Below are 21,955 nucleotides of genomic sequence, written 5' to 3' on the forward strand. Positions count from 1 at the left end.
AGCCTCGCGGTGAAGGACTTCGCCGGAGGAGAACCCATGAACGCTCTTGCCGCGACGGCGCGTGCCGTCGAGCATCATCCGGGCTACGGCCGCCTGAAGGACCAGCGGCTCGTGCGCACGCTCGGCTATGTCGACGGCCGCTGGACGGCGGCGCCCGACGGCGCCGTCTTCGACGTCAACGATCCCGCCGACGGCACGCTCGTCGCCCGCGTCGCCGCGCTCGGGGCCGATGCCGCCGATGCGGCCGTTGCGGCGGCGCACCGCGCCTTTCCGGCTTGGAGCGCGCTGCTGCCGCAGGAGCGGGCGGCGCGCCTCAGAGCCTGGTACGACCTCATCATCGCGGCGCGCGAGGACCTCGCCGTCATCATGGTGATGGAGCAGGGCAAGCCCCTCGCCGAGGCCCGCGGCGAGATCGACTATGCCGCCTCCTTCGTCGCCTGGTATGCGGAAGAGGCCGTGCGGGTGAATGTCGAGGGCGTCACCAGCCATCTGCCCCACGCGGAGATGATGGTGCGGCGCGAGCCGGTCGGCATCGCCGCGCTGCTGACGCCGTGGAACTTCCCCTCCGCCATGCTGACGCGCAAGGCGGCCGCAGCGCTCGCCGCCGGCTGCACGGTCGTCGCCCATCCCTCCTCCTGCACGCCTTTGTCCGCGCTGGCGCTCGCCGAGCTCGGCGAGCGGGCCGGCCTGCCCGGGGGCGTCTTCAACGTGGTGACGGGCGATGCCGCCATCATCGCCGGGCGCTTCTGCGAGGACGAGCGGGTGCGCGCGGTGAGCTTCACCGGCTCGACCGAGATCGGCCGGCAGGTGGCGATGAAGGCCGCCGCCGGCATGAAGCGGCTGGTGCTGGAGCTCGGCGGGCACGCCCCGCTCATCGTCTTCGACGATGCCGACCTCGACCGCGCCGTTGCCATCGCGGTCGACGCCAAATTCGCCACCTCCGGGCAGGACTGCCTCGCCGCCAACCGCATCTATGTCCAGCGCGGCCTTTACGACGCCTTCTGCGCGCGTTTCGCCGCGCGGGTGAAGACGCTGAAGGTCGGCCCCGGCCTCGCGTCCGGGACCGATATCGGCCCCTTGATGCATGCGCGCGCGGTCGCCAAGGCCAGGGCGCATGTGGAGGATGCCGTGCGGCGCGGGGCGCGCTGCCTCGTCGGCGGCGGGCCGGAGGAGGGCACCCTGTTCTTCCAGCCGACCGTGCTCGTGGATGTGCCGGACGAAGCGGCCATCATGCGCGAGGAGACCTTCGCGCCGGTCGCGCCCGTCACGCCCTTCGACGACGAAGCGGAGGTGATCGCCCGGGCGAATGCCAGCGACTATGGCCTCGCCGCCTATGTGGTGACGCGGGACGGGGCGCGGGCCCTGCGCCTCGGCCGGGCGCTCGATTACGGCATGGTGGCCGTCAACCGCGTCAAGCTCACCGGCCCGCCCGTGCCCTTCGGCGGCGTCAAGCTCTCCGGTCTCGGCCGCGAGGGCTCCCGCCACGGCCTCGAAGCCTTCACGGACCTCAAGTACCTCTGCCTCGACCTTTCCTGATCCCGGAGACGACCATGCTCGACAAGACCATCCTGCCCGACAACGAACTCACCGCCTGGGACCGGGACCACTTCTTCCACCCGTCGACCCACATGGGCCAGCACGCCCGTGGCGAGAGCCCCAACCGCATCATCGCCGGCGGCGAGGGCGTCCATATCGTCGACCGGCAGGGCCGGCGCAGCCTCGACGCCTTCGCCGGGCTCTACTGCGTCAATGTCGGCTACGGCCGGGAGAAGATCGCCGAGGCTATCGCCGAGCAGGCGGCGAAGCTGCCCTATTATCACGCGTATGTCGGCCACGGCTCCGAGCCGTCGATCCGCCTCGCCAAGATGATCATCGACCGCGCGCCGGAGGGCATGAGCCGCGTCTTCTTCGGCCTCTCGGGCTCGGATGCCAACGAGACCAACATCAAGCTCGTCTGGTACTACAACAACGTGCTCGGCCGGCCTCAGAAGAAGAAGATCATCTCGCGCTGGCGCGGCTATCACGGCTCCGGCCTGATGACCGGCAGCCTCACGGGCCTCGCCGCCTTCCACAACCAGTTCGACCTGCCGCTGCCGCCCGTGCTGCACACCGAGGCGCCGTACTACTTCCGCCGCCCCGACCGGAGCATGAGCGAGGACCAGTTCTCGGCCTGGTGCGCCGAGAAGCTGGAGGCGCTGATCCTCGCCGAGGGGCCGGAGACGGTGGCGGCCTTCATCGGCGAGCCGGTGCTCGGCACCGGCGGCATCGTGCCGCCGCCGGCCGGCTACTGGGAGAAGATCCAGGCCGTGCTCGCCAGGTACGACATCCTGCTCATCGCCGACGAGGTGGTGACCGGCTTCGGGCGCCTCGGCTCGATGTTCGGCTCCGACCACTACGGCATCCGGCCGGACCTCATCACGATCGCGAAGGGGCTGACCTCGGCCTATGCGCCGCTCTCGGGCGTCATCGTATCGGAGAAGGTGTGGCGCGTGCTCGAGGAGGGCTCGGACAAATTCGGCCCCATCGGCCATGGCTGGACCTATTCGGCCCATCCGCTCTGCGCCGCGGCGGGCGTCGCCAATCTCGAGCTCGTCGACGAGCTCGGCCTCGTCGCCAATGCGGGGGAGGTCGGCGCCTATTTCGTGAAGGGCCTCAAGGAGGCGCTCGCCGGCCATCCCCATGTCGGCGAGGTGCGCGGCGAGGGGCTGCTCGCGGCCGTCGAGTTCGTGAAGGACAAGGACGACCGCGCCTTCTTCGCGGTGGAAGAGAAGGTCGGGCCGCGCGTCGCAGCCGCCCTTCTCGAGCGCGGCGTCATCGGCCGCGCCATGCCGCAGGGCGACATCCTCGGCTTTGCGCCGCCGCTGTGCCTGGCGCGCGAGGAGGCGGATGTGGTCGTAGCCGCGGCGAAGGCGGCGGTCGAGGCCGTGCTGCCGCGGTGAAACGGTGAGGCGGGCCGCCGGCCCGCCTCCGCTCACGCCGCGCTGTCGATATCGGCGCGGCGGCTCGCGGCCGCCTCGCCGGCACCCGCACTCTCGACGAGATCCGCCTGGGTGCGCTCGCTGACGAGCACCTCGCTCACGCTTTCGGGGCGGACGATGCCGGCGAGTTCCCCGTCCTCGGTGACGACCGGCAGCGGATGGGGACTTTCGAGCAGCGTCGGGATGGCGCTCTCGATCGCCGTATCGGCGGTGACGGCGGGATGGGCCTCCGCCACGGCGGCCACCGCCTCGCCGGCGCCCTGCGTCACCGCCGCGCGCTCCAACCCTTCCTTCGTCACCACGCCGGCGAAGCGCCCGTCGTCGACCACGTAGGCGACGTCGGACTTGGTGCGGCGCATGGCGGCGAGCGCCTCGCCGATGCTCTCCTCGCTGAGGCGCAGGGCCGGCGGCTGCATCAGGCTGTCGACGGTCAGCGCGCGGGCGCGGTTCACGTCGCGCACGAAGGCCTCGACGTAAGGGTCGGCCGGCGAGAGCAGGATGTCGGTGGGCGTGCCCACCTGCACGAGCCGCCCGTCCTTCAGGATGGCGATGCGGTCGGCGAGTCGCAGCGCCTCGTCGAGATCGTGGGTGATGAAGACGATGGTCTTGCCCGTGGCGCGCTGCAGGGCGACGAGCTCGTCCTGCAATTCGCTGCGGATGAGCGGGTCGAGCGCGGAGAAGGCCTCGTCCATGAGGATGATGTCGGTATCGGCGGCGAGCGCGCGGGCGAGGCCGACGCGCTGCTGCATGCCGCCCGACAGCTCCCCGGGATAGCGGTCCTCGTAGCCCTTGAGGCCGACGCGCTCCAGCCAGTCGCGGGCGCTTGCCTCGCGCTCGGCCCTGGGGAGGCCGCGGATCTCGAGCCCGTAGGCCGCGTTTTCGAGCACCCGCCGGTGCGGCAGCAGGCCGAAGCGCTGGAAGACCATGGCGATGCGCCGGCGGCGCAGGGCGATGAGCTCCTTCTTCGACAGGGCCATGATGTCCGTGCCGTCGATGCGCACCGCCCCGGCGGTCGAATCGATCAGCCGGTTGATGTGGCGCACCAGCGTCGACTTGCCCGAGCCGGACAGGCCCATGACGACGAAGATCTCGCCCGCCTCGATGGAGAGCGTGATGTCGTCGAGGCCGAGGACGTGGTTCGTCTCGGCGAGCAGGGTCTTCTTGTCGGCCCCGGCGCGCACGCGCGCGAGGGCTCCCTCGGGATCATTGCCGAAGATGGTGACGACGTGGTCGAGTTCGATGAGCGGCATGGCGGCTCCTCTCAGGCCTCGGCACTGCGGTGGCGCTGCAGGCGCCGGCCGTAGGCCTGGGTGATGCGATCGATCACGACGGCGAGGATGACGATGGTGATGCCGCCGACGAGGCCGGTGCCGGAATCGTTGCGCTGCAGGCCGAGCAGCACCGTCTCGCCGACGCCGCGCGCGCCGATCATCGAGGCGATGACGACCATGGACAGCGCCAGCATCGTGGTCTGGTTGATGCCCTGCATGATGGTCGGCATCGACAGGGGGATCTGCACGCCGGTGAGGATCTGGGCGCGCGTCGCGCCGAAGGCGCGGCTCGCCTCCACCACCTCGCCGTCGACCTCGCGGATGCCGAGGTCGGTGAGGCGGATGAGCGGCGGCAGGGCATAGATGACGGTGGCGAGGATCGCCGGCACCTTGCCGAGGCCGAAGAGCATCGCCGCCGGGATGAGATAGACGAAGCTCGGGATGGTCTGCATCAGGTCGAGCACGGGGATGAGCCCGCGGCGGAACATCCGCGAGGAGGCGGCGAGGACGCCGAGCGGCAGGCCGACGAGGATGCAGAAGCAGACCGACACGAGGATGATGGCGAGCGTCTGCATCGCCTGGTCCCACATCCCGAGCGCGCCTATGAACCACAGCCCGGCGGCGGCGCCGACGGCCATGAGCGGCTTGCGGCTCGCCGCCAGCGCCACCGCCGCGATGATCAGGATCATCGCCCAGGGCGGCACGGCGCGCAGGCCGCGCTCGATGAAGAGCAGCGCCTGGAGGAGGACGTTGGAGAAGGCTTCGAAGGCGTCGCCGTAATCGACGACGAGGAAATCCACGAGGTCGTTCGTCGCGGCCGCGATCGGCCCGCGGATGTCGGGAAAGATGTTCATGCCAAAGGTGTCCGGTGGGGCGCCTCACCGCCGGGGGCGGCGAGGCGCTGGGGCAGTCAGAGCGCCTGCTTGACGCGCTCGGCGATGTCTGCCGGCACCCACTGCGTCCACAGATCCTCGCGGGTCTTCAGGAAGTTCTCGGCGGCCTTCTCGGCCGAGCCGTCGTTGTCCTGCATGTAGGCGAGGGCTTCGGAGACGAGCGCGCTCGTCGTCTCGTACTTCTCGAGGAAGGCGACCAGGTTCGGCGCCTTCTTGGCGAATTCGGCATTGGCGCCGATGAGCACCTTGGTGAGGGGATAGGCGGTCGCCTTCTCCACGTCCTCGGCGTTCTTCGTCTCCATCAGCGTGTTCCAGACGGCGTCGTCATAGGCCGGCTCCTCGAGCTGGACGACCTGATCGCCGATCTTGCCGAGCACCCAGGTGGGGCCCCAGTAGTAGAAGACGATAGGCCGCTTGCGCTTGATGTTGCTCTCGATGGCCGCGATCAGCGCTGCGCCCGTGCCGGGGCGGAAATTGACGTAGGTTTCGTTGAGGTCGTAGGCGGCGAGCTTCTTCGTGTTGATGACCTCGCAGGCCCAGCCGGAGATGCAGTTGTAGAAGCGGCCCTTCTCCGGCTCCTCCGGATCCTTGAACAGCTCCTTGAACTTCGGCAGGTCCGACACCGACTTCAGGTCCTTGGCGGGGGCGTCCTCGCCCTCGACGAGGTAGCGCGGCACGAACCAGGCCTGGATGGCGTCGGGATAGTTGACGCCGATCTCCACCGCCTTGCCGTCCTTGACGCCGTCGCGCCACACCTCTGGCGCCGTGTTCGACCAGATCTCCATCACGACGTCGACGTCGCCGCGCACCGCACCCGTGTAGAGCGGGATGGTGGAGCCGGGGATCGAATCGGTCTTGCAGCCGTATCCCTTCTCCACGATGAAGCGGGCGACAGCATTGTGAAAGAAGTTCGAATCCCAATCGAGATCGCCGAAAACAACAGGCCTGTCGACCTCGCAGCTCTGGGCGGCAGCGGGCGCCGCGGCGCCGATGATGGCAGCCAGGGACATCGCGGCGGCAAGGCCGATCGTCTTCGTGATTGTCATTAGCTCTTCCTCTTGGTTCCGTGAATTTGATTCTTTATATTTCTTGTTCTTGCGCAAGAAAATCGATGCCAAATACAACAAGCATTGCGCAGACATGCGCCTGCGCAGTTGATGATTGCTGCATATGTATGATGCGGCGCACGTTAGGCGATATAGCCTGGCATTGCAACCCTTCAGGGCCGCAAGGGATGGCGGATATGATCGGAGAAAGCCTGACGTGGGCCGAAGGGCGCGATCAATACATATGATGATCTGCGCAATTCTCGCGGATCGGTGATCCCGCCTTGCCGGCGTCAGACGACGAAGTCGTAACGGGCGAATTTTCCGTCGGCGGTCTCCTCGACACGCATCAGGAGGCGCTCGTCGAACAGGCGGTCACGGGCGTTGCGCGCCTCGCCGGGAAAGTAGAGCTGCGTCGTCAGCACGTCGCCGCCGCGGCGCTGCACCTTGACGTGGTAGTGGCGCGTGCGGCCGGTGTAGAGAGCGGGCACGATGGTGGAGAACCACCAGCGTCCGCCCTCGTCGGTGAACTGGTGCCCGCGCAGCCTGTAGCCGGCATTGTCGTATCGCCCCTCGTCGTCGGCGTGCCAGAGCTCGACGAGGGCCCCTGCCTGCGGCCGGCATTGTTCGTCGAGCACGAAGCCGGCGAGCGTGATCGGCTCACCGCCGGGCACGTCCTCGGCGAAACTGCGCCGCTCCGGCGTGTCCGGCTTGTAGAAGGGCCCCTCGGTTGCGGGCGGCGTCGGCTCCAGCCCGTCGCAGGCCGGCGTGCGTGTGAGCGGTGCGGGGACCGGCTGCGCGCCGGCGGAAGCCGAGGCGAGCAGGGAGGCTGCGGGTGCCGAAAGGAAGGCGTGGAGGACGGAGCGGCGGGATGGCAGCATCGCTTGTTCTCCCCTCGGTCGGGAGCCACGGATTTGAGCCCGGGTTCGCAGCGGGCTCCCTCAAGAAATGGGAACGGCGGCCCATTGTTCCAGCGGTGCAGGTCCGGCTGCCTGCGGCCTTGCTCTTGCCGGCCGCTTCGGCTTGCATGGACGATGGGGACCGGGCATTCGCCCGGGATGGACGGGGGCACATCATGATGGTCGACAGGGTTCTGGGCAGGCTTGCCGCGGGGCTCGTCCTCTTCGTCGGGCTCGCCGGCGCGGAGCGAGCGCAAGCCCAGAGCGCGCCGGCGGCGCCCGTCACCGTCTGGAGCGTGCCGGACATCGATCATCTGCCGGATGACGAGAACGGCCGGCTCGTGCGCTACGGCCGCTCGCTGGTGGCGGCGACCTATGCCCATGTCGGGCCGGAGGTGGCGGATGCTTCCCGGCGCTATGCCGGCAACAATCTCGCCTGCCGCAACTGCCATCTCGACGAGGGGCGCAAGAAATTCGGCCTGCTTCTCGTGGGTGCCTTCGTCGACTACCCGCGCTACAGCACCCGGCGCGGCGAGGAGGTGTCGATCGAGGACCGGGTCAACAGCTGCATGACGCGATCCATGAACGGCCGGCCCCTGCCGGCGGCCGGCCGCGAGATGCTGGCGCTCGTCGCCTATATCCGCGTGCTCTCGAACGGCCTGCCGAAGGATGCCGCCGTGGCCGGGCAGGGCCTGCAGGCGATGGCGGAGCTCGACCGGCCGGCCGATCCGGCGCGCGGTGCCGAAGTCTACCGCGCCAACTGTGCCCTGTGCCACGGCACCGGCGGCGAAGGCGTGCGGCGCGGCGTCAGGGGCGATGCGCTCGGTTATGCGACGCCGCCGCTCTGGGGCGAGGACAGCTTCAACGACGGGGCCGGCATGAACCGGCTCATCACCATCGCCAATTTCGTGCACGACAACATGCCGAACGGCACGAGCTGGGTGATGCCGCGGCTCGCCCCCGAGGACGCCTGGGACGTCGCTGCCTTCGTCGTCTCGCAGCCGCGGCCGCGCAAGGCGGACCTTGCCGCGGATTTCCCCGACAAGCTCGACAAACCGGTGGATGCGCCCTATGGCCCCTATGCCGACGGGTTTTCGGAAAGCCAGCACCGCTACGGGCCGTTTGCACCCATCCGCGTCGAAGTGGCACGGCTGAAAGCGGGGCAGAGCCGGTGAAAATTTCCGTTCCATAGAAATTTATGCTATTCATGTTTTCCGTGGAAAGAAGCGGTTGAAAGAAGCGACCATGGCGCAGATCCTCGAGCGGCGAGCCGATGTGCCCGACCCGGGCACGGTGCTGACGAAGGCGCTCTTGCGGGCGGCCGACCGGCTCGACATCACCGCGCGGGCGCTCGCCGGCATCGTTGGCCTCAGCGAAGCCACCGTATCGCGCATGAAGCGCGGTGACTACGTGCTCGAGACCGGCACCAAGTCCTTCGAGCTGTCGGTCCTGTTCGTGCGTCTCTTCCGCTCGCTCGATGCGATCGTCGGCGGGGACGAGACCGTCGCCCGCGCCTGGCTGCGCAATCCCAACACCCTTCTCGGTGCCCGGCCGCTCGACCGGATCGGCACCGTCGCCGGTCTCGTCGATGTCATCGCCTATCTGGACGCCCGCCGCGCTCTCGTCTGAGGCGCGTCCGCACGCGGGGCGTTGCTGGCGGCTCATCGAGGCGCAGCACCGCGTCTCGACCCTCAAGCTCGTGGACAACCTCGATGAGCAGAAGCTCCTCGAGGACCTCATCGAGGAGACGAAGCCGGCGCTGCCGCCGGAGTGCCGGCACCTCGACTATCTGCTGGCCACGCCGTTCCGCTACGGGGCGGAATATCCCAGGGGCTCGCGCTTCCGCCGCGCCGGCCGCACCGCCGGCGTCTACTACGCCGCCGAGGCGCCGCGCACCGCCGTGGCCGAGATGGCCTTCTACCGCCTCCTCTTCTTCGCCGAATCGCCGATGACGCCCTGGCCGGCGAACACGACCGACTACACGGCCTTCTCCGCCGCCGTCGCCGTGGCGCGGGCGCTCGACCTCACGGCCCCGCCGCTCGTGCGCGACAGGGCGCTGTGGACCGACCGTCTCGCCTATGAGGCCTGCCAGGGGCTCGCCGATGCGGCGCGGGAGGCGGACATCGCCGTCATCCGCTATGAATCGGTGCGCGATCCCGAGCGCGGCGCCAATGTCGCGGTGCTCACCTGCGCCGCCTTCTCCGAGCCGCGGCCGCTCGAGCGGCAGACCTGGCGCATGCGCCTCGGGCCGAGCGGCGTGCAGGCCGTCTGCGACTTTCCCGCGAGCGGCCTCGAATTCGGCCGCGAGGCCTTCGCCGACGATCCGCGCCTTGCCGGCTTCAACTGGGAGCGGCCGACGGCTTCGCCGCGGCGCTGACGTCCGTCCGCCGCGGCGGCAGCATCGCCGCAAGCGCGATGCCGGCGAGCGCGACGACGGCCACGAGGGCGGCGAGGCTCGGCCAGCCGAGGCTTCCGGCGAGGAGCCCCGCCGCGGCCGGGCCCACGAGCAGCCCGAGGTTGTTGCCCTGCATCAGCAGCCCCATGGTGGCGCCCGCGCGGTCGGGCCGCGGTGCGTAATGCGGCGCGGCATCGAAGAGGACGACGGGGATGAGGCCGGAGATGGCCGAGAACATGAGGCACGACACATAGGCGCCGGCGCCCGGCATCGACGGGGTGAAGATGCCGATGCCGCAGACGGCCATGGCCGCGAAGCCGATGACGAGAAGGCCCCGACGGCTCCAGCCCCGGGCGATGAGGCGGCCGCAGAAAAGGTTGCCGCCGGCACTGGCGAGGATGGCGAGCGCGGTCAGCAGGCTCGCCGCCGCCGGCGCAACGGCCAGGCGCTCGCCGAGGATCGTCGGCAGGAAGCCGAAGGCGGCGAAAAAGCCCATACAGAAGGCCGCGAACAGCCCGGCGAGCAGCCATGGTCCGCGCCTGCCGAGGGTTTCGCGCGCATCCGCGCCCATGCCTTCCGGCGGAAGGGGCAGGGAAAGGCCCTTCGTGCGCAGGGCGACGACGAGGGCATAGCCCGCGAGCAGCGCGGCATTGCCGAGCCATAACCCGCGCCAGCCGAGGACGGGCAGCAGCGGCGCCGCGGCGAGGATGATCGTCATGCCCACCGGCATGAAGGTGCTCCACAGCGCGAAGACCCGGCCGGCGCGAGGCGCGGGCGTGATCGCCGCGAGAAGCGCCGGAGCCGCGACGACGACCGCGAGGAAGCCGAGGCCTTCGATGGCGCGGCTCGCGAGGAGGAGGGGCGCGCCGCCGGCGCCGGCCCCGATGGCGCTGCCGAGCGCCTGCAGGAGAAGGCCGCCGACGGCGAGCCGGCGCATGCCGGCGCGCCCTGCCGCGAGGCCGATCGCCATGCCCGCCACGGCGCCCACGATGGCGAAGGCCGAGAGCAGCCAGCCGGCGGCGGCAAGGGAGAGGCCGAGATCCGCCCGCACGGCTTCCAGCGCCAGCGGCGCCTTGCCCACCTGGAAGGCGGACACGATGCCGGCGCCGACGATGAGGCCGGTCGTGCCGCGCCCGCCGGTCATGCGTCCTCCCGCGCGCGGATGTCCCGCCGGGCTCGGCCGATGGCGAGAAGGCCGGCGATCTCCGCGACGTGGCGGCCCTGGAAGCGGGCGCCGGCGAGCTCGTTCTCGCTCGGGCGCCGGTCGCCGCCGCTGCCGTCGTCGGCGAGCGTCGAGGCACCGTAGGGCGAGCCGCCGGTGATCTCGTCCATGCGCAATTGACCCTTGAAGGTGTAGGGCAGGCCGACGACGACCATGCCGAGGTGCATCATGACCACATGCGCCGTCAGGATGGTCGTCTCCTGCCCGCCGTGCTGGCTGCCGGTGGAGGTGAAGACGGCGCCGACCTTGCCGACCAGCGCGTCCCGCGCCCAGAGCCCGCCGGCCTGGTCGAGGAAGTTCTTCATCTGCGCCGCCATGTTGCCGAAGCGGGTGGGCGTGCCGATGACGATGGCGTCGTAGTCGGCGAGCTCGGCCACCGTGGCGACGGGCGCCTCCTGCGTCAGGTCGTAGCCGGCCCGACGCGCCACCTCGTCGGGCACCAGCTCCGGTACGCGCTTGACCGCGACCTCGGCTCCGGCCCCGCCGGCCCCTTCGGCAACCGCGGCGGCGAGGGCGGCAATATGGCCGTAGGACGAGTAATAGAGAACGAGCACCCGTGGGCGCACCTCGTTGCCGTGCCTGCCGTCCGTTATGTCTTCGCGTGTTCGCATGTCGTGCATCCTCTCAGCGCGTGTCACAGAAGAAATGGACGCTTGCATCGATCGATATAAGTGAGAAAATTTCGCTCTGAACGATCGAAGATATAGATCATGCTGGATGCACTCACTCTCGATCAGCTTCGGGTTTTCGTCGCGGTCGCCGAGGCCGGCAGCTTCCGCGCGGCCGCCGCGCGCCTCGGCCGCGTGCAGTCGGCCATCAGTCATGCGATGGCCAATCTCGAGGCGGAACTCGGCCTTGCCCTGTTCGACCGCTCGGGCCGGCGCCCGGTGCTGACCCGGGAGGGCAGGGCGCTGCTCGAGGATGCGCGGGCGGCGCTGCTCAAGGTGGACTTCCTACGCGCCCGGGCGCGCGGCCTCTCGCAGGATCTCGAGATCGAGCTGCCGATCGTGGTCGACACGCTCTTTTCCCTGCCCGTCATCGCCGCCGCTCTGCGCGACCTCAGGGCGAGCCACCCGTCCGTGGCGGTGCGCGTCTCCTTCCTGCCGCTCGGCGGCCCGCTCGTCGCCGTGCGCGAAGGCCGCTCGACGCTCGGCATCAACGTGGGCGGCGACTTTCCCGACCCGCGCATCGCGCGCCGCATCCTGACGCGGCTCGCCTTCGTCGCCGTCGCCGCCGCCTCTCATCCGCTCGGCCAGCGCGATCCGCAGGAGCCGCTCGGCATGGAGGACCTCGCCGACCACCTGCAGATCGTGCTCGAGGATCCCTCGCCCCTGTCGCAGGGGCGGGACTTCGGCGTCCTGTCGCCGGGCACCTGGCGCGTCGACACCCAGGAGGTGAAGCACGCGCTCATCCTCGGCGGCCTGGGCTGGGGGCGCCTGCCGTTGTGGCTCGTGGCGCGCGATCTCGCCGAGGGCCGCCTGGTGCGGCTCAATGCGACGGCCTTCGGGCCGGGCGGGGAGGCCGTCGTCACCGCCTATCTGGTGCACCGGACGGACGCGCCGCTCGGCCCGGCGGCGCGCGCCTTCGGTGCGGCGCTCGAACGGCATGCCGGCGCCGGACCCGCCATTGAGCGGTGACAAGCCGGGCGCGTCGTGAGAAGACGGTGTGAGCCCCGACCCAGCCGCGAGGTGCGACCCCATGCGTATCGAACCCGTCTTCCTGTTCGATCTCGACGGAACGCTCGTCGACAGCGTCTACCAGCATGTCCTTGCCTGGAAGGAGGCGCTCGATGCCGAGGGCATCGACCTGTCCGTCTGGCGCATCCACCGCAAGATCGGCATGAGCGGCGGCCTCTTCACCAACCAGCTCCTGCGCGAGACGGGCATGGATATCTCGGCCGAGCGCGTCGACCGCCTGCGCCAGGGCCACGCGGCGGCCTACAAGCGCCTCGCCGGCCAGGTGCGGCCGCTGCCCGGCGCGCGCGAACTGCTCGCCTGGCTCACCGACAACGGCATTCCCTGGGCGATCGCCACCAGCGGCCGCATGGAGACGGCATCGCTCAACATCGAGGCGCTCGGCGTCGACCCCGTCAAGGTGCCGGTCGTCACGCGCGACCAGGTGAAATATGCCAAGCCCGACCCCGACCTCTTCGTCGCTGCCGCCGGCCGGCTCGCCGCGCCCATCGAGACGGCGGTCGTCGTCGGCGACGCCATCTGGGACATGCTGGCGGCAACGCGCTGCCGCGCGCTCGGCGTCGGCCTCCTGAGCGGCGGCTACGGCCCGGATGAGTTGCGCCAGGCCGGCGCCTTCCGCGTCTACGACGACCCGGCCGACCTGCTCAACCACATCGACGAGGTGGGCGGCCGGCGGTAACTCCCCATCCCGCGGCGAATCCGGCTATCGTCCGCGCCATGGCGCCCAAGACGACGACACCCCACGTTCTTTCCAAGGCCGCGGCCCGGCACATCTGGATCGCCGCGCAGCGGCTCGACACGCCCGAGCCCTTCGGCGCGGGGCCGGAGGCGACGCAGGCGGCGGTCGAACATCTCGGCTATGTGCAGATCGACACCATCAACGTCATCGAGCGTTGCCATCACCACATCCTGTGGACGCGCATCCCGGCCTATCGCCGCGAGGACCTCGCCCGGGCGCAGAGCGTCGACAAGAGCGTCTTCGAATATTGGACGCACGCCCTGTCCTACGTGCCGACGCGGGACCTGCGCTTCTATCTCGGCGCGATGAAGCGCTACCGCCGGCAGCCGCGGCCGTGGTTCGCCTCGGTCAAGAAGGCGGATCTCGGCAAGGTGCTGACGCTCGTCAGGAGCGAAGGACCGCTGACCATCCGCGACATCGAGGACGACGTCCTCGTCGAGAAGGACCATCCCTGGGCCAGCCGCAAGCCGTCGAAGCGGGCGCTGCAGCTCGCCTTCTACACGGGCGTGCTGACGGTTAGCGCCCGCAACGGCATGGTCAAGACCTACGAGCTGATGGAGCGGCATTTCGGCTGGGACGCGCCGCCGAAGCCGGCCTCCGAGAAGGAGCGGGCGGCCTATCTGCTCGACCGCGCGCTCAGGGCGCAGGGCCTCGTGAGCCTCGATTCCATCTGCTATCTCGACGCCGGCAGCAAGCCCGCCGTGCGGCAGGCGATCGAGGCGCGGGTGCGCCGCAAGGAGCTCGTGCCCGTCGTCCTCGCGGGGGAGGAGAAGCTGCTCCACTGGGCCCGGCCGGAGGTGCTCGCCACGGCGGGCGGCGCGCCGTCCGACACGGTGCACATCCTCTCGCCCTTCGACCCGCTGATGATCCAGCGCAAGCGCACGCAGCTCTTCTTCGGCTACGAGCACCGCTTCGAGGCCTATGTGCCGAAGGACAAGCGCCGTCTCGGCTATTTCGCGCTGCCGGTCCTCGTCGGCGACGAGATCGTCGCCGCCATCGACCTCAAGGCGGACCGGGAGAACGGCAAGCTGCTCATCCAGCAGTGGACCTGGTTCACCGAGGGCGTGCGCGAGGGCCTGAAGACGGTGATCGACGAGGAGCTGCACCGCTTCGAGCGCTTCCAGCTGGCGCGTTGACCGGACGCCCCGCTGGGTCAACGCATGTCCTGAAGGCGGTCGCGCAGGGCGCGCATGTCGGCGTGGACGCTCTCGATGTCGCGGATGGCGAAGCCCTCCGCCAGCGCCGGGGAGTGGCGGGCGAGGGCATCGCGCAGGGCGCCCGTATAGACCGCGCGGTCGCCGTCGATGACGAGGCCGCCGCGCGCCTCGAAGGCGCGGTTCCACGCCACTGCCTCCTCCTCCGTCACGCCCGGCGGCAGACGCAGGGCGAGCCGCCCGTCGCGCAGCGCGACGGGATAGCCGCCCGGGCGTCCGCCGGGTCCCGGCGCATGGCCGGTCCAGTCCTCACCGGCCGCCATCGCGAGCACCAGCGGCACGCCGCTCGCGCCGGAGATGTCGATGACGGGCTCGGGTGTCAGGCGGATGTCGGCGAAGGCGCCGTAGACATCCGTGATTTCCTGTCCGTCGATCCACACCCGTGGCGGCCTTTCCGAGCGGGCCTCGGGCGCCCGGCGGAAGGGGCGAGGTTCTGGTAATGGGCGAGCACCTGGATGCGCGCCGGGTCGGCGATGCCGCGCGCGCCGGCGAAGGCATTGGAGAGGATGGCGACATTGCCCATGCCGCAGGCGACGTCGTGGCCGAGGGCGGCGATGAGCCCGTTGACGACATCCGGGAAACAGCAGTTGACGAATGCCGCGCCGTTGCCCGCGGCGGAGATCGCCGCCGCGACGCGGGCGGAGATCAGCGTCTGGAAGACGGCGGTGGCGCTGAGGCCGCCCTCCGCCACGAGCTGCGACCAGGCATCGCCCGTGGTCGCGATCACCTGCGAGGTCTGCACCGAGGCGGCCTGCACCACGACCTTCGGCCGGGTCGCGCTGATCAGCGCCGGGGCCGCGTCGGGCGCCAGAAGGTCGGTGCGATAGCCGCGGAAGGTGGCCGGCGCGCCGAAGATGGCGGCGCGGGCATTCGCCGCCAGCACCAGCCAGTTCAGGCGATCGGCGTTGCGGCCGGCGATGACGACCGAGACGGGGCGGCGCGCCGTCCCGGCGATGTCGAAGGCGATGCGGGCGGCGAAGCCGCCGGTGCCGCTGAGCAGGATGTCGCAGCTCTCGTGCTCACAGCTCTCGTGCATGTCAGGCCTCCTGCATGGCGAGCCGGTCCCAGCAGTCGTCGCGGCTCGCGGGCAGCTTGTGCTTCATGATGCGCTGGCTCGCCGTGCGCTCGAAATCCGAGACGACGGCGATATAGCGGGGGTTCTGGTAGGAGGCGAGGCGCGCCCCGAGCCAGCGCGACAAAGCCGCCGCGTCGATGCGGCTGCCGGGGCGCGGCTTGACGAAGAGCTTGATGTCCTGCTCGCCGACGTCCGTCGCGACGCCGATCATGGCGCAGTCCTCGACGTCCGGGTGTTCGGCGGCGACGTGCTCCACCTCCCAGGCCGAGACATTCTCGCCGCGGCAGCGCACGCTGTCGGTCATGCGGCCGTGGAAGAGGAGGTTGCCGGCGGCATCGTAGGAGCCGAGGTCGCCCGTATGCAGCCGGCCGCCGCGCAGGGCCTTCGCGGTCGCTTCCGGATTGTCGAGATAGCCCTCGAAGAGGGCGCCCGGCAGGCTCGTCTCGACGACGATCTCGCCGCGCGCGCCGGGGCCGACCGGCGCGCCGGCCTCGTCGAGCAGCAGCACCTTGAACCAGGGCAGGGGCGCGCCGACGGCGCCGACGGCGCCGCTGTCGTTGAAGGTGGTGATGCTGGAGGCCTCGGTCATGCCGTAGCACTCGCGGATCTCGACGCCGAAGCGCTCCTCGAAGCGGCGCCAGATCTCCGGCGGGCAGCCGCCGCCCCAGGCGATGCGCACCTTGTGCGCCCGGTCCTGCGGTCCCTCCGGCTGCTTGAGCAGGATCTGCAGGATGCCGCCGAGATAGTGGATATGCGTCGCCCCCTCGGCGGCCACCTGGCCCCAGAAGCGGCTGGCGCTGAAGCGGTCCACCATGGCGAGGGTGATGCCGTGCGTCATCGGCAGGAGCATCAGTTGCGCGCCGCCGATGTGGTAGAGCGGCTCCCACACGAAGAAGACGTCGCCCGGGCGCGCCACCGACACGCGCGACACCGCTTCGGAGGCGAGCCGCAGCATCCGGTGCGAGACGATGACGCCCTTGGGACGCCCGGTCGTGCCGGAGGTGTACATGATGGCCGCCGTGGCTTCGGGTCCCGGCAGCGGCGCATCGAAGGGATGGCCGCTCGCCAGCACGGCCTGCAGCGCCGCCGGTGCCTCCGCCGTGCCGTTGAGCATCAGCTCCGGTCCGCTGCCGCCGGTCGCCTCCGTGACGGTCCCGAGGAGATCGCGCTCGACGACGAGGAGCTTCGGCGCGGCGTGGGAGAGGAGATAGGCGAGGCCGTCGCCGCGCTGCTGCACGTTGACCGGCACCCAGGCGATGCCGGCGCGCAGGAGGCCGAAGACGACGGCGAGCGTCGCCGGGCCGTTGCGCAGCATCACGGCGACGCGGTCTCCCGGCCCGATGCCGCGCGCGGCAAGCTCGGCGGCGAAGGCCGCCGCCTCCCCGGCGAGGCGGCCGAAGGTCAGCGGCGCGCCGTTGAAGCGGGCGTAGATGCCGTCCGGGTCGCTCGCGGCGCGCGCCTCCAAAAGGCCGGCGAATCCATCCTCGGTCAAAGCCATCGTCAGCGTCTCTTGCTCGATCGAAGCCGCAGTCCGGCTGGCGCGAGGCCCTCGGGAGCGGGCTCGCGCATCGCGGCGCGCGTTGCACGGGTTGCCGGCCGCCCGGGCGGCCGGCGGTTCAGGGCGAGCGGCGGAACCGCTCGGCGACGAGGAGCAGCGCCGTCACGATCACGAAGACCACGACGGAGACCGCCGCCAGCGTCGGGTTGAGCTGCAGGATCATGTCGTCCCACATCTGCTTGGGCAGCGTCGTCTTCACCCCGCCGCTGACGAAGATGGCGATGGTCAGCTCGTCGAAGGAGGTGATGAAGGCGAAGAGGAAGGCGGCGATGAGCCCGCCCTTCACCAGCGGCACGGTGATGAGGAAGAGCGTGCGCAGGCGGTTGGCGCCGAGCGTCGCCGCCGCCTGGTCGAGGCGGGTGTCGTAGCTCTTCAGCACCGCCGCGATGGTGACGAGCGTGAAGGGGATGGCGAGCACGGTGTGGCCGATGACGAGGCCGAGGTCGCTCGCCACGAGGCCGAGCTGGGCGAAGAGATAGAACAGCCCGACCGCGATGACGATGCGCGGCACGATCATCGGCGCGAGGAAGAAGGCGAAGATGGCGCCGTTCCACCGGCTGTTGCTGCGGGCCAGCGCGAGCGCCGCGAGGCCGCCGATGATCGTCGCGGCCACGGCCGTCGCACCGGCGACGAGGAAGGAGCGGATGGTGGCCGACACCCACAGCGGCGAGGAGAAATAGGTCTCGAACCAGCGCAGGCCGTAGCCGGGCGGCGGGAATTCGAGGAACTGCGACGTCGTGAAGGCGATGGGGATGACGATGAGCGTCGGCGCGACGAGGAAGACGATGACGGCGCCGGAGACGGCAGGCAGCATGGCCCGGCCGGCGCGCGCGCCGAAGAGGCGCTGCACCGGCGCGGCAAGGAACGCGCTCGCCCCGGCGAGGCCGTGCAGTACGGCGAGGCCCGCAAGGCGCAGCCGCCCCGTCGCCTCCTTGCCGTCCGAGCCTTGGCCGGTCACCGTCGAGAGGCCGAAGACGCGGTCGTAGACCCAGCACGAGACCAGGGCCGCCACCAGCATCATGGCGGCGAGCGCGCCGGCGAAGGACCAGTTCAGGAGCTCCTGCACCTGGGTGATGATGAGCTGGGCGAGCATCGTCTCGCGCCGTCCGCCGAGGAAGGCGGGCACGATGAAGAAGCCGAGCGAGGAGATGAAGACGAGGAGCCCGGCGGCGGCGACGCCCGGCAGCGACAGCTTGAAATAGACGAGCCAGAAGGCATGGGCGGGCGAGGCGCCGAGCGTCTGCGCCGCCTGCACGAGGCGCCGGTCGATGCCGGCCATCACCGGCAGCATGGTCATGACCGCGAGCGGCACCATGGCGTGCACCATGCCGATCATGACGCCGAGCTCGTTGTTGATGAGCGCCAGCGGCTGCGAGACGACGCCGGAGCCGACGAGGATCTCGTTGACGACGCCGGTGCGGCCGAGGAGCAGCATGAAGGCGAAGGTCTTGACGAGATAGCTCGTCCAGAACGGCACCATGACGAAGATGAGCATGCGCCCGCGCATCGCATCCGGCATCCGCGCCAGCCAATAGGCGAGGGGATAGCCGAAGAGGAGCGAGAAGAGCGCTGTGTAGCCGGCGATCTTGAAGGTGATGCCGAGGACGCGGATATAGACGTCCGTCGTCGCGATGCGCGCGAAGGAGGCGAGGCTGAAGGCGCCCGTCTCGGTGTCCTGCACGCTGAGCACGAGCAGGCGCGCCACCGGGAAGGCGAAGAAGACGACGAGCAGCAGGAAGCCGGGCACGGCGAGCCACAGCGGGCTCGGCCGCCAGGTCCGCGGGCTTGCCGCCGGGAGCGACAGCGCCATCGTCATGGCACGAAGGCCGCGTTGTCCGCGTCCCAGCCCGCCGTGACCGGCTCGCCGAGCCGCGGCACGGGCTCGCCCGGCCACAGCCGCAGGATCGCCTGCGTGCCGGCGCCGAGGTCGGCGATGACGCGGGTCTCGGACCCGGCATAGACCACCTCGGTCACGGTGCCGGTGATGCTGTTGGCGGCACCGGCGCCGACGCGCAGGTGCTCCGGGCGCACCACGAGCGCGCCGCCCTTTCCGCTCGCCGTCACCGCCTCCGGCAGGACAAAGAGGCCGTGCGGCGTCGACAGCCGCGGCCTGCCGTCGCCATGGACGAATTCGCCGCGGAAGATGTTGGAGATGCCGATGAAATCGGCGGCGAAGGCGGTGCGCGGGCGCATGTAGATGTCGTGCGGGGCGCCGATCTGCTCGATGCGCGCGTGGTTCATCAGGCAGATGCGGTCCGACATGGCGAGCGCTTCTTCCTGGTCGTGCGTGACGTAGATGATCGTCGTGCCCGTCTCGCGGTGCAGGCGCTTGATCTCGATCTGCATGTGGTCGCGCAGCTTCTTGTCCAGGGCGCCGAGCGGCTCGTCCATGAGGATGATCGAGGGCTGGTAGACGAAGCAGCGGGCGAGGGCGACGCGCTGCTGCTGGCCGCCGGAGAGCGCCCGCGGGAAGCGGTCGGCGAGATGGCCGAGATGCACCATGTCGAGCGCGTCCTTGACGCGCCGGCCGAGCTCGCCGGGCGCGCAGCCGCGCATCTTGAGCGGGAAGGCCACGTTCTCCGCCACCGTCAGGTGCGGGAACAGCGCATAGTGCTGGAAGACGAGTCCGATGTCGCGCTGGTGCACGGGCGTGTCCGACTGGTCGACGCCGTCGATGAAGAGCCGCCCGCTCGAGCGATCGACGAGGCCGCAGACGAGCTGCAGCAGGGTCGTCTTGCCCGAGCCGGAGGGGCCGAGAAGGGTCAGGAACTCGCCCTTCTCGACCGCGAGCTGTGTCGGCTCCAGCGCCGTGACCTGCCCGTACTGCTTGGACAGGCCGTCGACGAGGAGCTTCGGCGGCATGCCGTCGGCATGGGGCATCGGCTGGGGCGCCGAATGGGTCGTCGTGGAGTGGGTCGTCTCTGTCGCCGTCACGGCAACCTCCCGATGCGTGCTCCGGCCATGGTAGACCGGGGCACGCGCTCGCATTCAGGAACTTCGTGTCGCGCGCCGGGGCGCAGCGTGCCTCAGGCCAGCAACCAGCTGTTGAAGCGCTCGGTCACGGCCGCCCGGTTGGCGCTCCACCAGTCCTCGTTGGCCACGGTCATGCGGCTCAGGTTCGACGGCGAGGTCGGCAGGGCCGAGGCGCGCGCGTCGGGGATCGTCTTGTAGGCGTCGAGGTTGGTCGGCCCATAGGCGAGAATCTCGGTGAAGATCGCCTGCTGGGCGGCCTCGGCGCAGAAGCGCACGAACTGGCGGGCCGCGTCGGCGCGCGGGCAGCCCTTGGGGATGCCCCAGCCCTCGATCGAGTAGAGGCCCTGGTTCCAGACGATCTTCGCCGGGGCGCCGCCGTCGATCGCCGCCTGGAAACGCGCGTTCCAGCCGGAGATGAGGTCGACCTCGCCGCTCTGGAGGAGCTGCGTCGACTGGGCGCCGCCGGTCCACCACACGTCGATGTGCGACTTGATCTCGTCGAGCTTCTTGAAGGCGCGGTCGATGTCGAGCGGGTAGAGCTTGTCGAGGGCCACCCCGTCGGCGAGCAGCGCCTGCTCCAGCGTGTCGATGGGGTTCTTGCGCAGAGCGCGGCGGCCGGGAAACTTCTCGACGTCCCAGAAGTCGGCCCAGCTCTGCGGCTCCGCCTTCATGCGGTCGGTGCGATAGGCGAAGACGGTGGAATAGACGTCCGTGCCCATCCACACGGGTGAAATGGCGAGCGGCATCAGGCCCGGCACGTCGGCCTGCGTGAAGCCGATGGGCTCGAGCAGGTTCTGTTTCGTCAGGATGTCGCGGGCCGACAGCGTCAGCGTGCACACGTCCCAGGTGTAGGAGCCGGTATCGACGATGGCCTTGAACTGGGCCGTCGGCTCGGCCTCGCGCGCCACGTTGACGATGCGGATGCCTGTCTTCTGCTCGAAGGGATCGTAGAAGGCCTTGCGGAAGGCCGGGCTGAAGGGACCGCCGGGGTCGGCGACCGTGATCTGGGTCGCTGCCGCGGCGCGGCCGACGAGCGCCGGCACCGCGAGGGCGGCGAGGCTGGCGCCGGCGCCAGCCTTCAAGAGGCTGCGGCGGTTGAGGAACATCTTGTCTTTGTTCATGTCTGGCCTCCTGCAGGCGCGGTGCCTGCCTTTCCCCTCTGGTGTGAACGGGCGGTGGGGGTTCAGCCCCTTCTCGCCGCCCGGCTGGCGAGAAACTGCTCCATCATCCGCGCCGGCTCGCCCGACGCGTAGGCCTCGCGCTGGATGCGCACGCCGGCGGACAATGCGTCGCGAAAGCCCGCCTCCGTCATCTCGCGGAAGCGCTGGCGGTCGAGGCGCATGGCGGTCGGCGGCTTTTCGGCGAGATGCCCGGCGAGGGCGAGCGCCTCCTCCATGACCTTGTCCTGCGGGACGAGGCGGCTGAGGACGCCGATGCGGTAGCATTCCTCGGCATCCATCATGCGGCCGGTGAGCGTGAGGTCGATGGTGTGCGCAAGGCCGATGATCTCGCGCATGATCCACGGCCCGGTGGTGCTGGCGATACCGGAATTGATCTCCGGCTGGCCCATCTTGACCCCCGGATGGCCGATGCGCAGATCGCACAGCAGCGCCACCTGGAAGGCCGAGCCGGCGGCCACGCCGTTGACGGCGGCGATGATCGGCTTCGACAGCGAACGGATGCGGTCGTAGAGCCGCTCCCATTCGCCGACCCAGGCCTCGGCCCGGTTCGCGTCGAAGGTCTTCGTCTCGTTGAGGTCCTGCCCGGCACCGAAAGCCCGCTCGCCCGCCCCGGTGAGGATGATCGCGCGGACGGCAGCATCGTCCTCCATCGCATCCAGCGCCTCGACGAGCGCGACACGCATGGCCGAATTCCAGGCGTTGAGCACCTGGGGGCGGTTCAGCGTGACGATGCCGACGTTCCCCCGTTTCTCTCTGAGCACGAACTCCGACATCGTCACCCCTTTGTCATTGATATGTTTTATTGACATGCAATAAA

21 protein-coding genes are annotated in these 21,955 nt (G+C 70.1%); 8 read left to right on the plus strand and 13 right to left on the minus strand.

All coding sequences use genetic code 11. The features are described 5' to 3' along the window. The first annotated feature begins 36 nt into the window (after positions 1–36). Together AL346_RS21850 and AL346_RS21855 are read left to right on the plus strand one after the other, a co-directional pair. Entirely contained in the window at positions 37–1,536 is a 1,500-nt protein-coding gene (locus AL346_RS21850; RefSeq protein ID WP_019403070.1) for an NAD-dependent succinate-semialdehyde dehydrogenase, read from the plus strand. A 14-nt stretch (positions 1,537–1,550) separates the two neighbouring features. Further along, positions 1,551–2,939: an aspartate aminotransferase family protein gene (locus tag AL346_RS21855; RefSeq protein ID WP_019403071.1), complete on the plus strand. Its 1,389-nt coding sequence runs from the start codon at positions 1,551–1,553 to the stop codon at positions 2,937–2,939. A 32-nt stretch (positions 2,940–2,971) separates the two neighbouring features. Here AL346_RS21855 and AL346_RS21860 read toward each other — a convergent pair whose 3' ends face one another. From AL346_RS21860 to AL346_RS21875, 4 genes are all read right to left on the minus strand, one after another. Beyond that, positions 2,972–4,228 (minus strand): glycine betaine/L-proline ABC transporter ATP-binding protein, encoded by a 1,257-nt coding sequence (locus tag AL346_RS21860; RefSeq protein WP_019403072.1) that lies wholly within the window; start codon positions 4,226–4,228, stop codon positions 2,972–2,974. 11 nt (positions 4,229–4,239) lie between these two features. Next, positions 4,240–5,097 (minus strand): proline/glycine betaine ABC transporter permease, encoded by an 858-nt coding sequence (locus tag AL346_RS21865; protein ID WP_026015292.1) that lies wholly within the window; start codon positions 5,095–5,097, stop codon positions 4,240–4,242. Between the two features lie 62 nt (positions 5,098–5,159). Beyond that, on the minus strand, positions 5,160–6,188 hold the full coding sequence (locus tag AL346_RS21870; RefSeq protein ID WP_019403074.1) for an ABC transporter substrate-binding protein: 1,029 nt from the start codon (positions 6,186–6,188) through the stop codon (positions 5,160–5,162). A 293-nt stretch (positions 6,189–6,481) separates the two neighbouring features. After that, entirely contained in the window at positions 6,482–7,069 is a 588-nt protein-coding gene (locus AL346_RS21875; RefSeq protein ID WP_019403075.1) for a hypothetical protein, read from the minus strand. A gap of 194 nt (positions 7,070–7,263) precedes the next feature. On the opposite strand from AL346_RS21875, the gene AL346_RS21880 reads away from it, so the two are divergent. The 3 genes from AL346_RS21880 (at position 7,264) to AL346_RS21890 (ending at position 9,464) form a co-directional block, all read left to right on the plus strand. After that, on the plus strand, positions 7,264–8,262 hold the full coding sequence (locus AL346_RS21880) for a c-type cytochrome (RefSeq protein WP_019403076.1): 999 nt from the start codon (positions 7,264–7,266) through the stop codon (positions 8,260–8,262). Between the two features lie 70 nt (positions 8,263–8,332). Next, on the plus strand, positions 8,333–8,716 hold the full coding sequence (locus tag AL346_RS21885; RefSeq protein ID WP_019403077.1) for an antitoxin Xre/MbcA/ParS toxin-binding domain-containing protein: 384 nt from the start codon (positions 8,333–8,335) through the stop codon (positions 8,714–8,716). After that, positions 8,676–9,464 (plus strand): RES family NAD+ phosphorylase, encoded by a 789-nt coding sequence (locus tag AL346_RS21890; protein WP_019403078.1) that lies wholly within the window; start codon positions 8,676–8,678, stop codon positions 9,462–9,464. The genes AL346_RS21885 and AL346_RS21890 overlap by 41 nt, the downstream gene beginning before the upstream one ends. On the opposite strand, the gene AL346_RS21895 is transcribed toward AL346_RS21890, so the two are convergent. Then, positions 9,427–10,626, minus strand: a complete 1,200-nt coding sequence (locus tag AL346_RS21895) for an MFS transporter (RefSeq protein WP_019403079.1) — start codon at positions 10,624–10,626, stop codon at positions 9,427–9,429. The two genes, AL346_RS21890 and AL346_RS21895, sit on opposite strands and share 38 nt — an antisense overlap. Next, entirely contained in the window at positions 10,623–11,315 is a 693-nt protein-coding gene (gene wrbA, locus AL346_RS21900; protein WP_019403080.1) for an NAD(P)H:quinone oxidoreductase, read from the minus strand. Before wrbA ends, AL346_RS21895 begins: the two co-directional genes overlap by 4 nt. Positions 11,316–11,414: 99 nt before the next feature. Between wrbA and AL346_RS21905 the strand changes: the two genes are divergently transcribed. The 3 genes from AL346_RS21905 (at position 11,415) to AL346_RS21915 (ending at position 14,273) form a co-directional block, all read left to right on the plus strand. After that, positions 11,415–12,341, plus strand: coding sequence for a LysR family transcriptional regulator (locus AL346_RS21905; protein ID WP_019403081.1), 927 nt, complete (start codon positions 11,415–11,417; stop codon positions 12,339–12,341). Between the two features lie 61 nt (positions 12,342–12,402). Then, positions 12,403–13,077, plus strand: a complete 675-nt coding sequence (locus tag AL346_RS21910; RefSeq protein ID WP_019403082.1) for an HAD family hydrolase — start codon at positions 12,403–12,405, stop codon at positions 13,075–13,077. Positions 13,078–13,115: 38 nt separating this feature from the next. Then, positions 13,116–14,273, plus strand: a complete 1,158-nt coding sequence (locus tag AL346_RS21915) for a winged helix-turn-helix domain-containing protein (RefSeq protein ID WP_019403083.1) — start codon at positions 13,116–13,118, stop codon at positions 14,271–14,273. Between the two features lie 17 nt (positions 14,274–14,290). Here AL346_RS21915 and AL346_RS25720 read toward each other — a convergent pair whose 3' ends face one another. From AL346_RS25720 to AL346_RS21945, 7 genes are all read right to left on the minus strand, one after another. After that, the gene (locus AL346_RS25720; RefSeq protein ID WP_245303251.1) at positions 14,291–14,731 is read right to left on the minus strand and encodes a hypothetical protein; all 441 of its coding nucleotides are present in this window, start codon (positions 14,729–14,731) and stop codon (positions 14,291–14,293) included. Then, positions 14,671–15,387 (minus strand): hypothetical protein, encoded by a 717-nt coding sequence (locus tag AL346_RS21920; protein ID WP_245303252.1) that lies wholly within the window; start codon positions 15,385–15,387, stop codon positions 14,671–14,673. Before AL346_RS21920 ends, AL346_RS25720 begins: the two co-directional genes overlap by 61 nt. A gap of 1 nt (position 15,388) precedes the next feature. Further along, positions 15,389–16,924, minus strand: a complete 1,536-nt coding sequence (locus tag AL346_RS21925; protein WP_053194133.1) for an AMP-binding protein — start codon at positions 16,922–16,924, stop codon at positions 15,389–15,391. Between the two features lie 118 nt (positions 16,925–17,042). Continuing rightward, a complete protein-coding gene (locus AL346_RS21930) occupies positions 17,043–18,800 on the minus strand; it encodes an ABC transporter permease subunit (RefSeq protein ID WP_019403086.1) in 1,758 nt (585 codons plus the stop codon). After that, a complete protein-coding gene (locus AL346_RS21935) occupies positions 18,797–19,864 on the minus strand; it encodes an ABC transporter ATP-binding protein (RefSeq protein ID WP_053194242.1) in 1,068 nt (355 codons plus the stop codon). The genes AL346_RS21930 and AL346_RS21935 overlap by 4 nt, the downstream gene beginning before the upstream one ends. A 146-nt stretch (positions 19,865–20,010) precedes the next feature. Continuing rightward, positions 20,011–21,078, minus strand: coding sequence for an ABC transporter substrate-binding protein (locus tag AL346_RS21940; RefSeq protein ID WP_019403088.1), 1,068 nt, complete (start codon positions 21,076–21,078; stop codon positions 20,011–20,013). A 62-nt stretch (positions 21,079–21,140) separates the two neighbouring features. Next, entirely contained in the window at positions 21,141–21,911 is a 771-nt protein-coding gene (locus AL346_RS21945; RefSeq protein ID WP_019403089.1) for an enoyl-CoA hydratase/isomerase family protein, read from the minus strand. Positions 21,912–21,955 lie beyond the last annotated feature (44 nt).

The organism is Chelatococcus sp. CO-6 (genome assembly GCF_001271345.1).
GTDB classification, from domain to species: domain Bacteria; phylum Pseudomonadota; class Alphaproteobacteria; order Rhizobiales; family Beijerinckiaceae; genus Chelatococcus_A; species Chelatococcus_A caeni.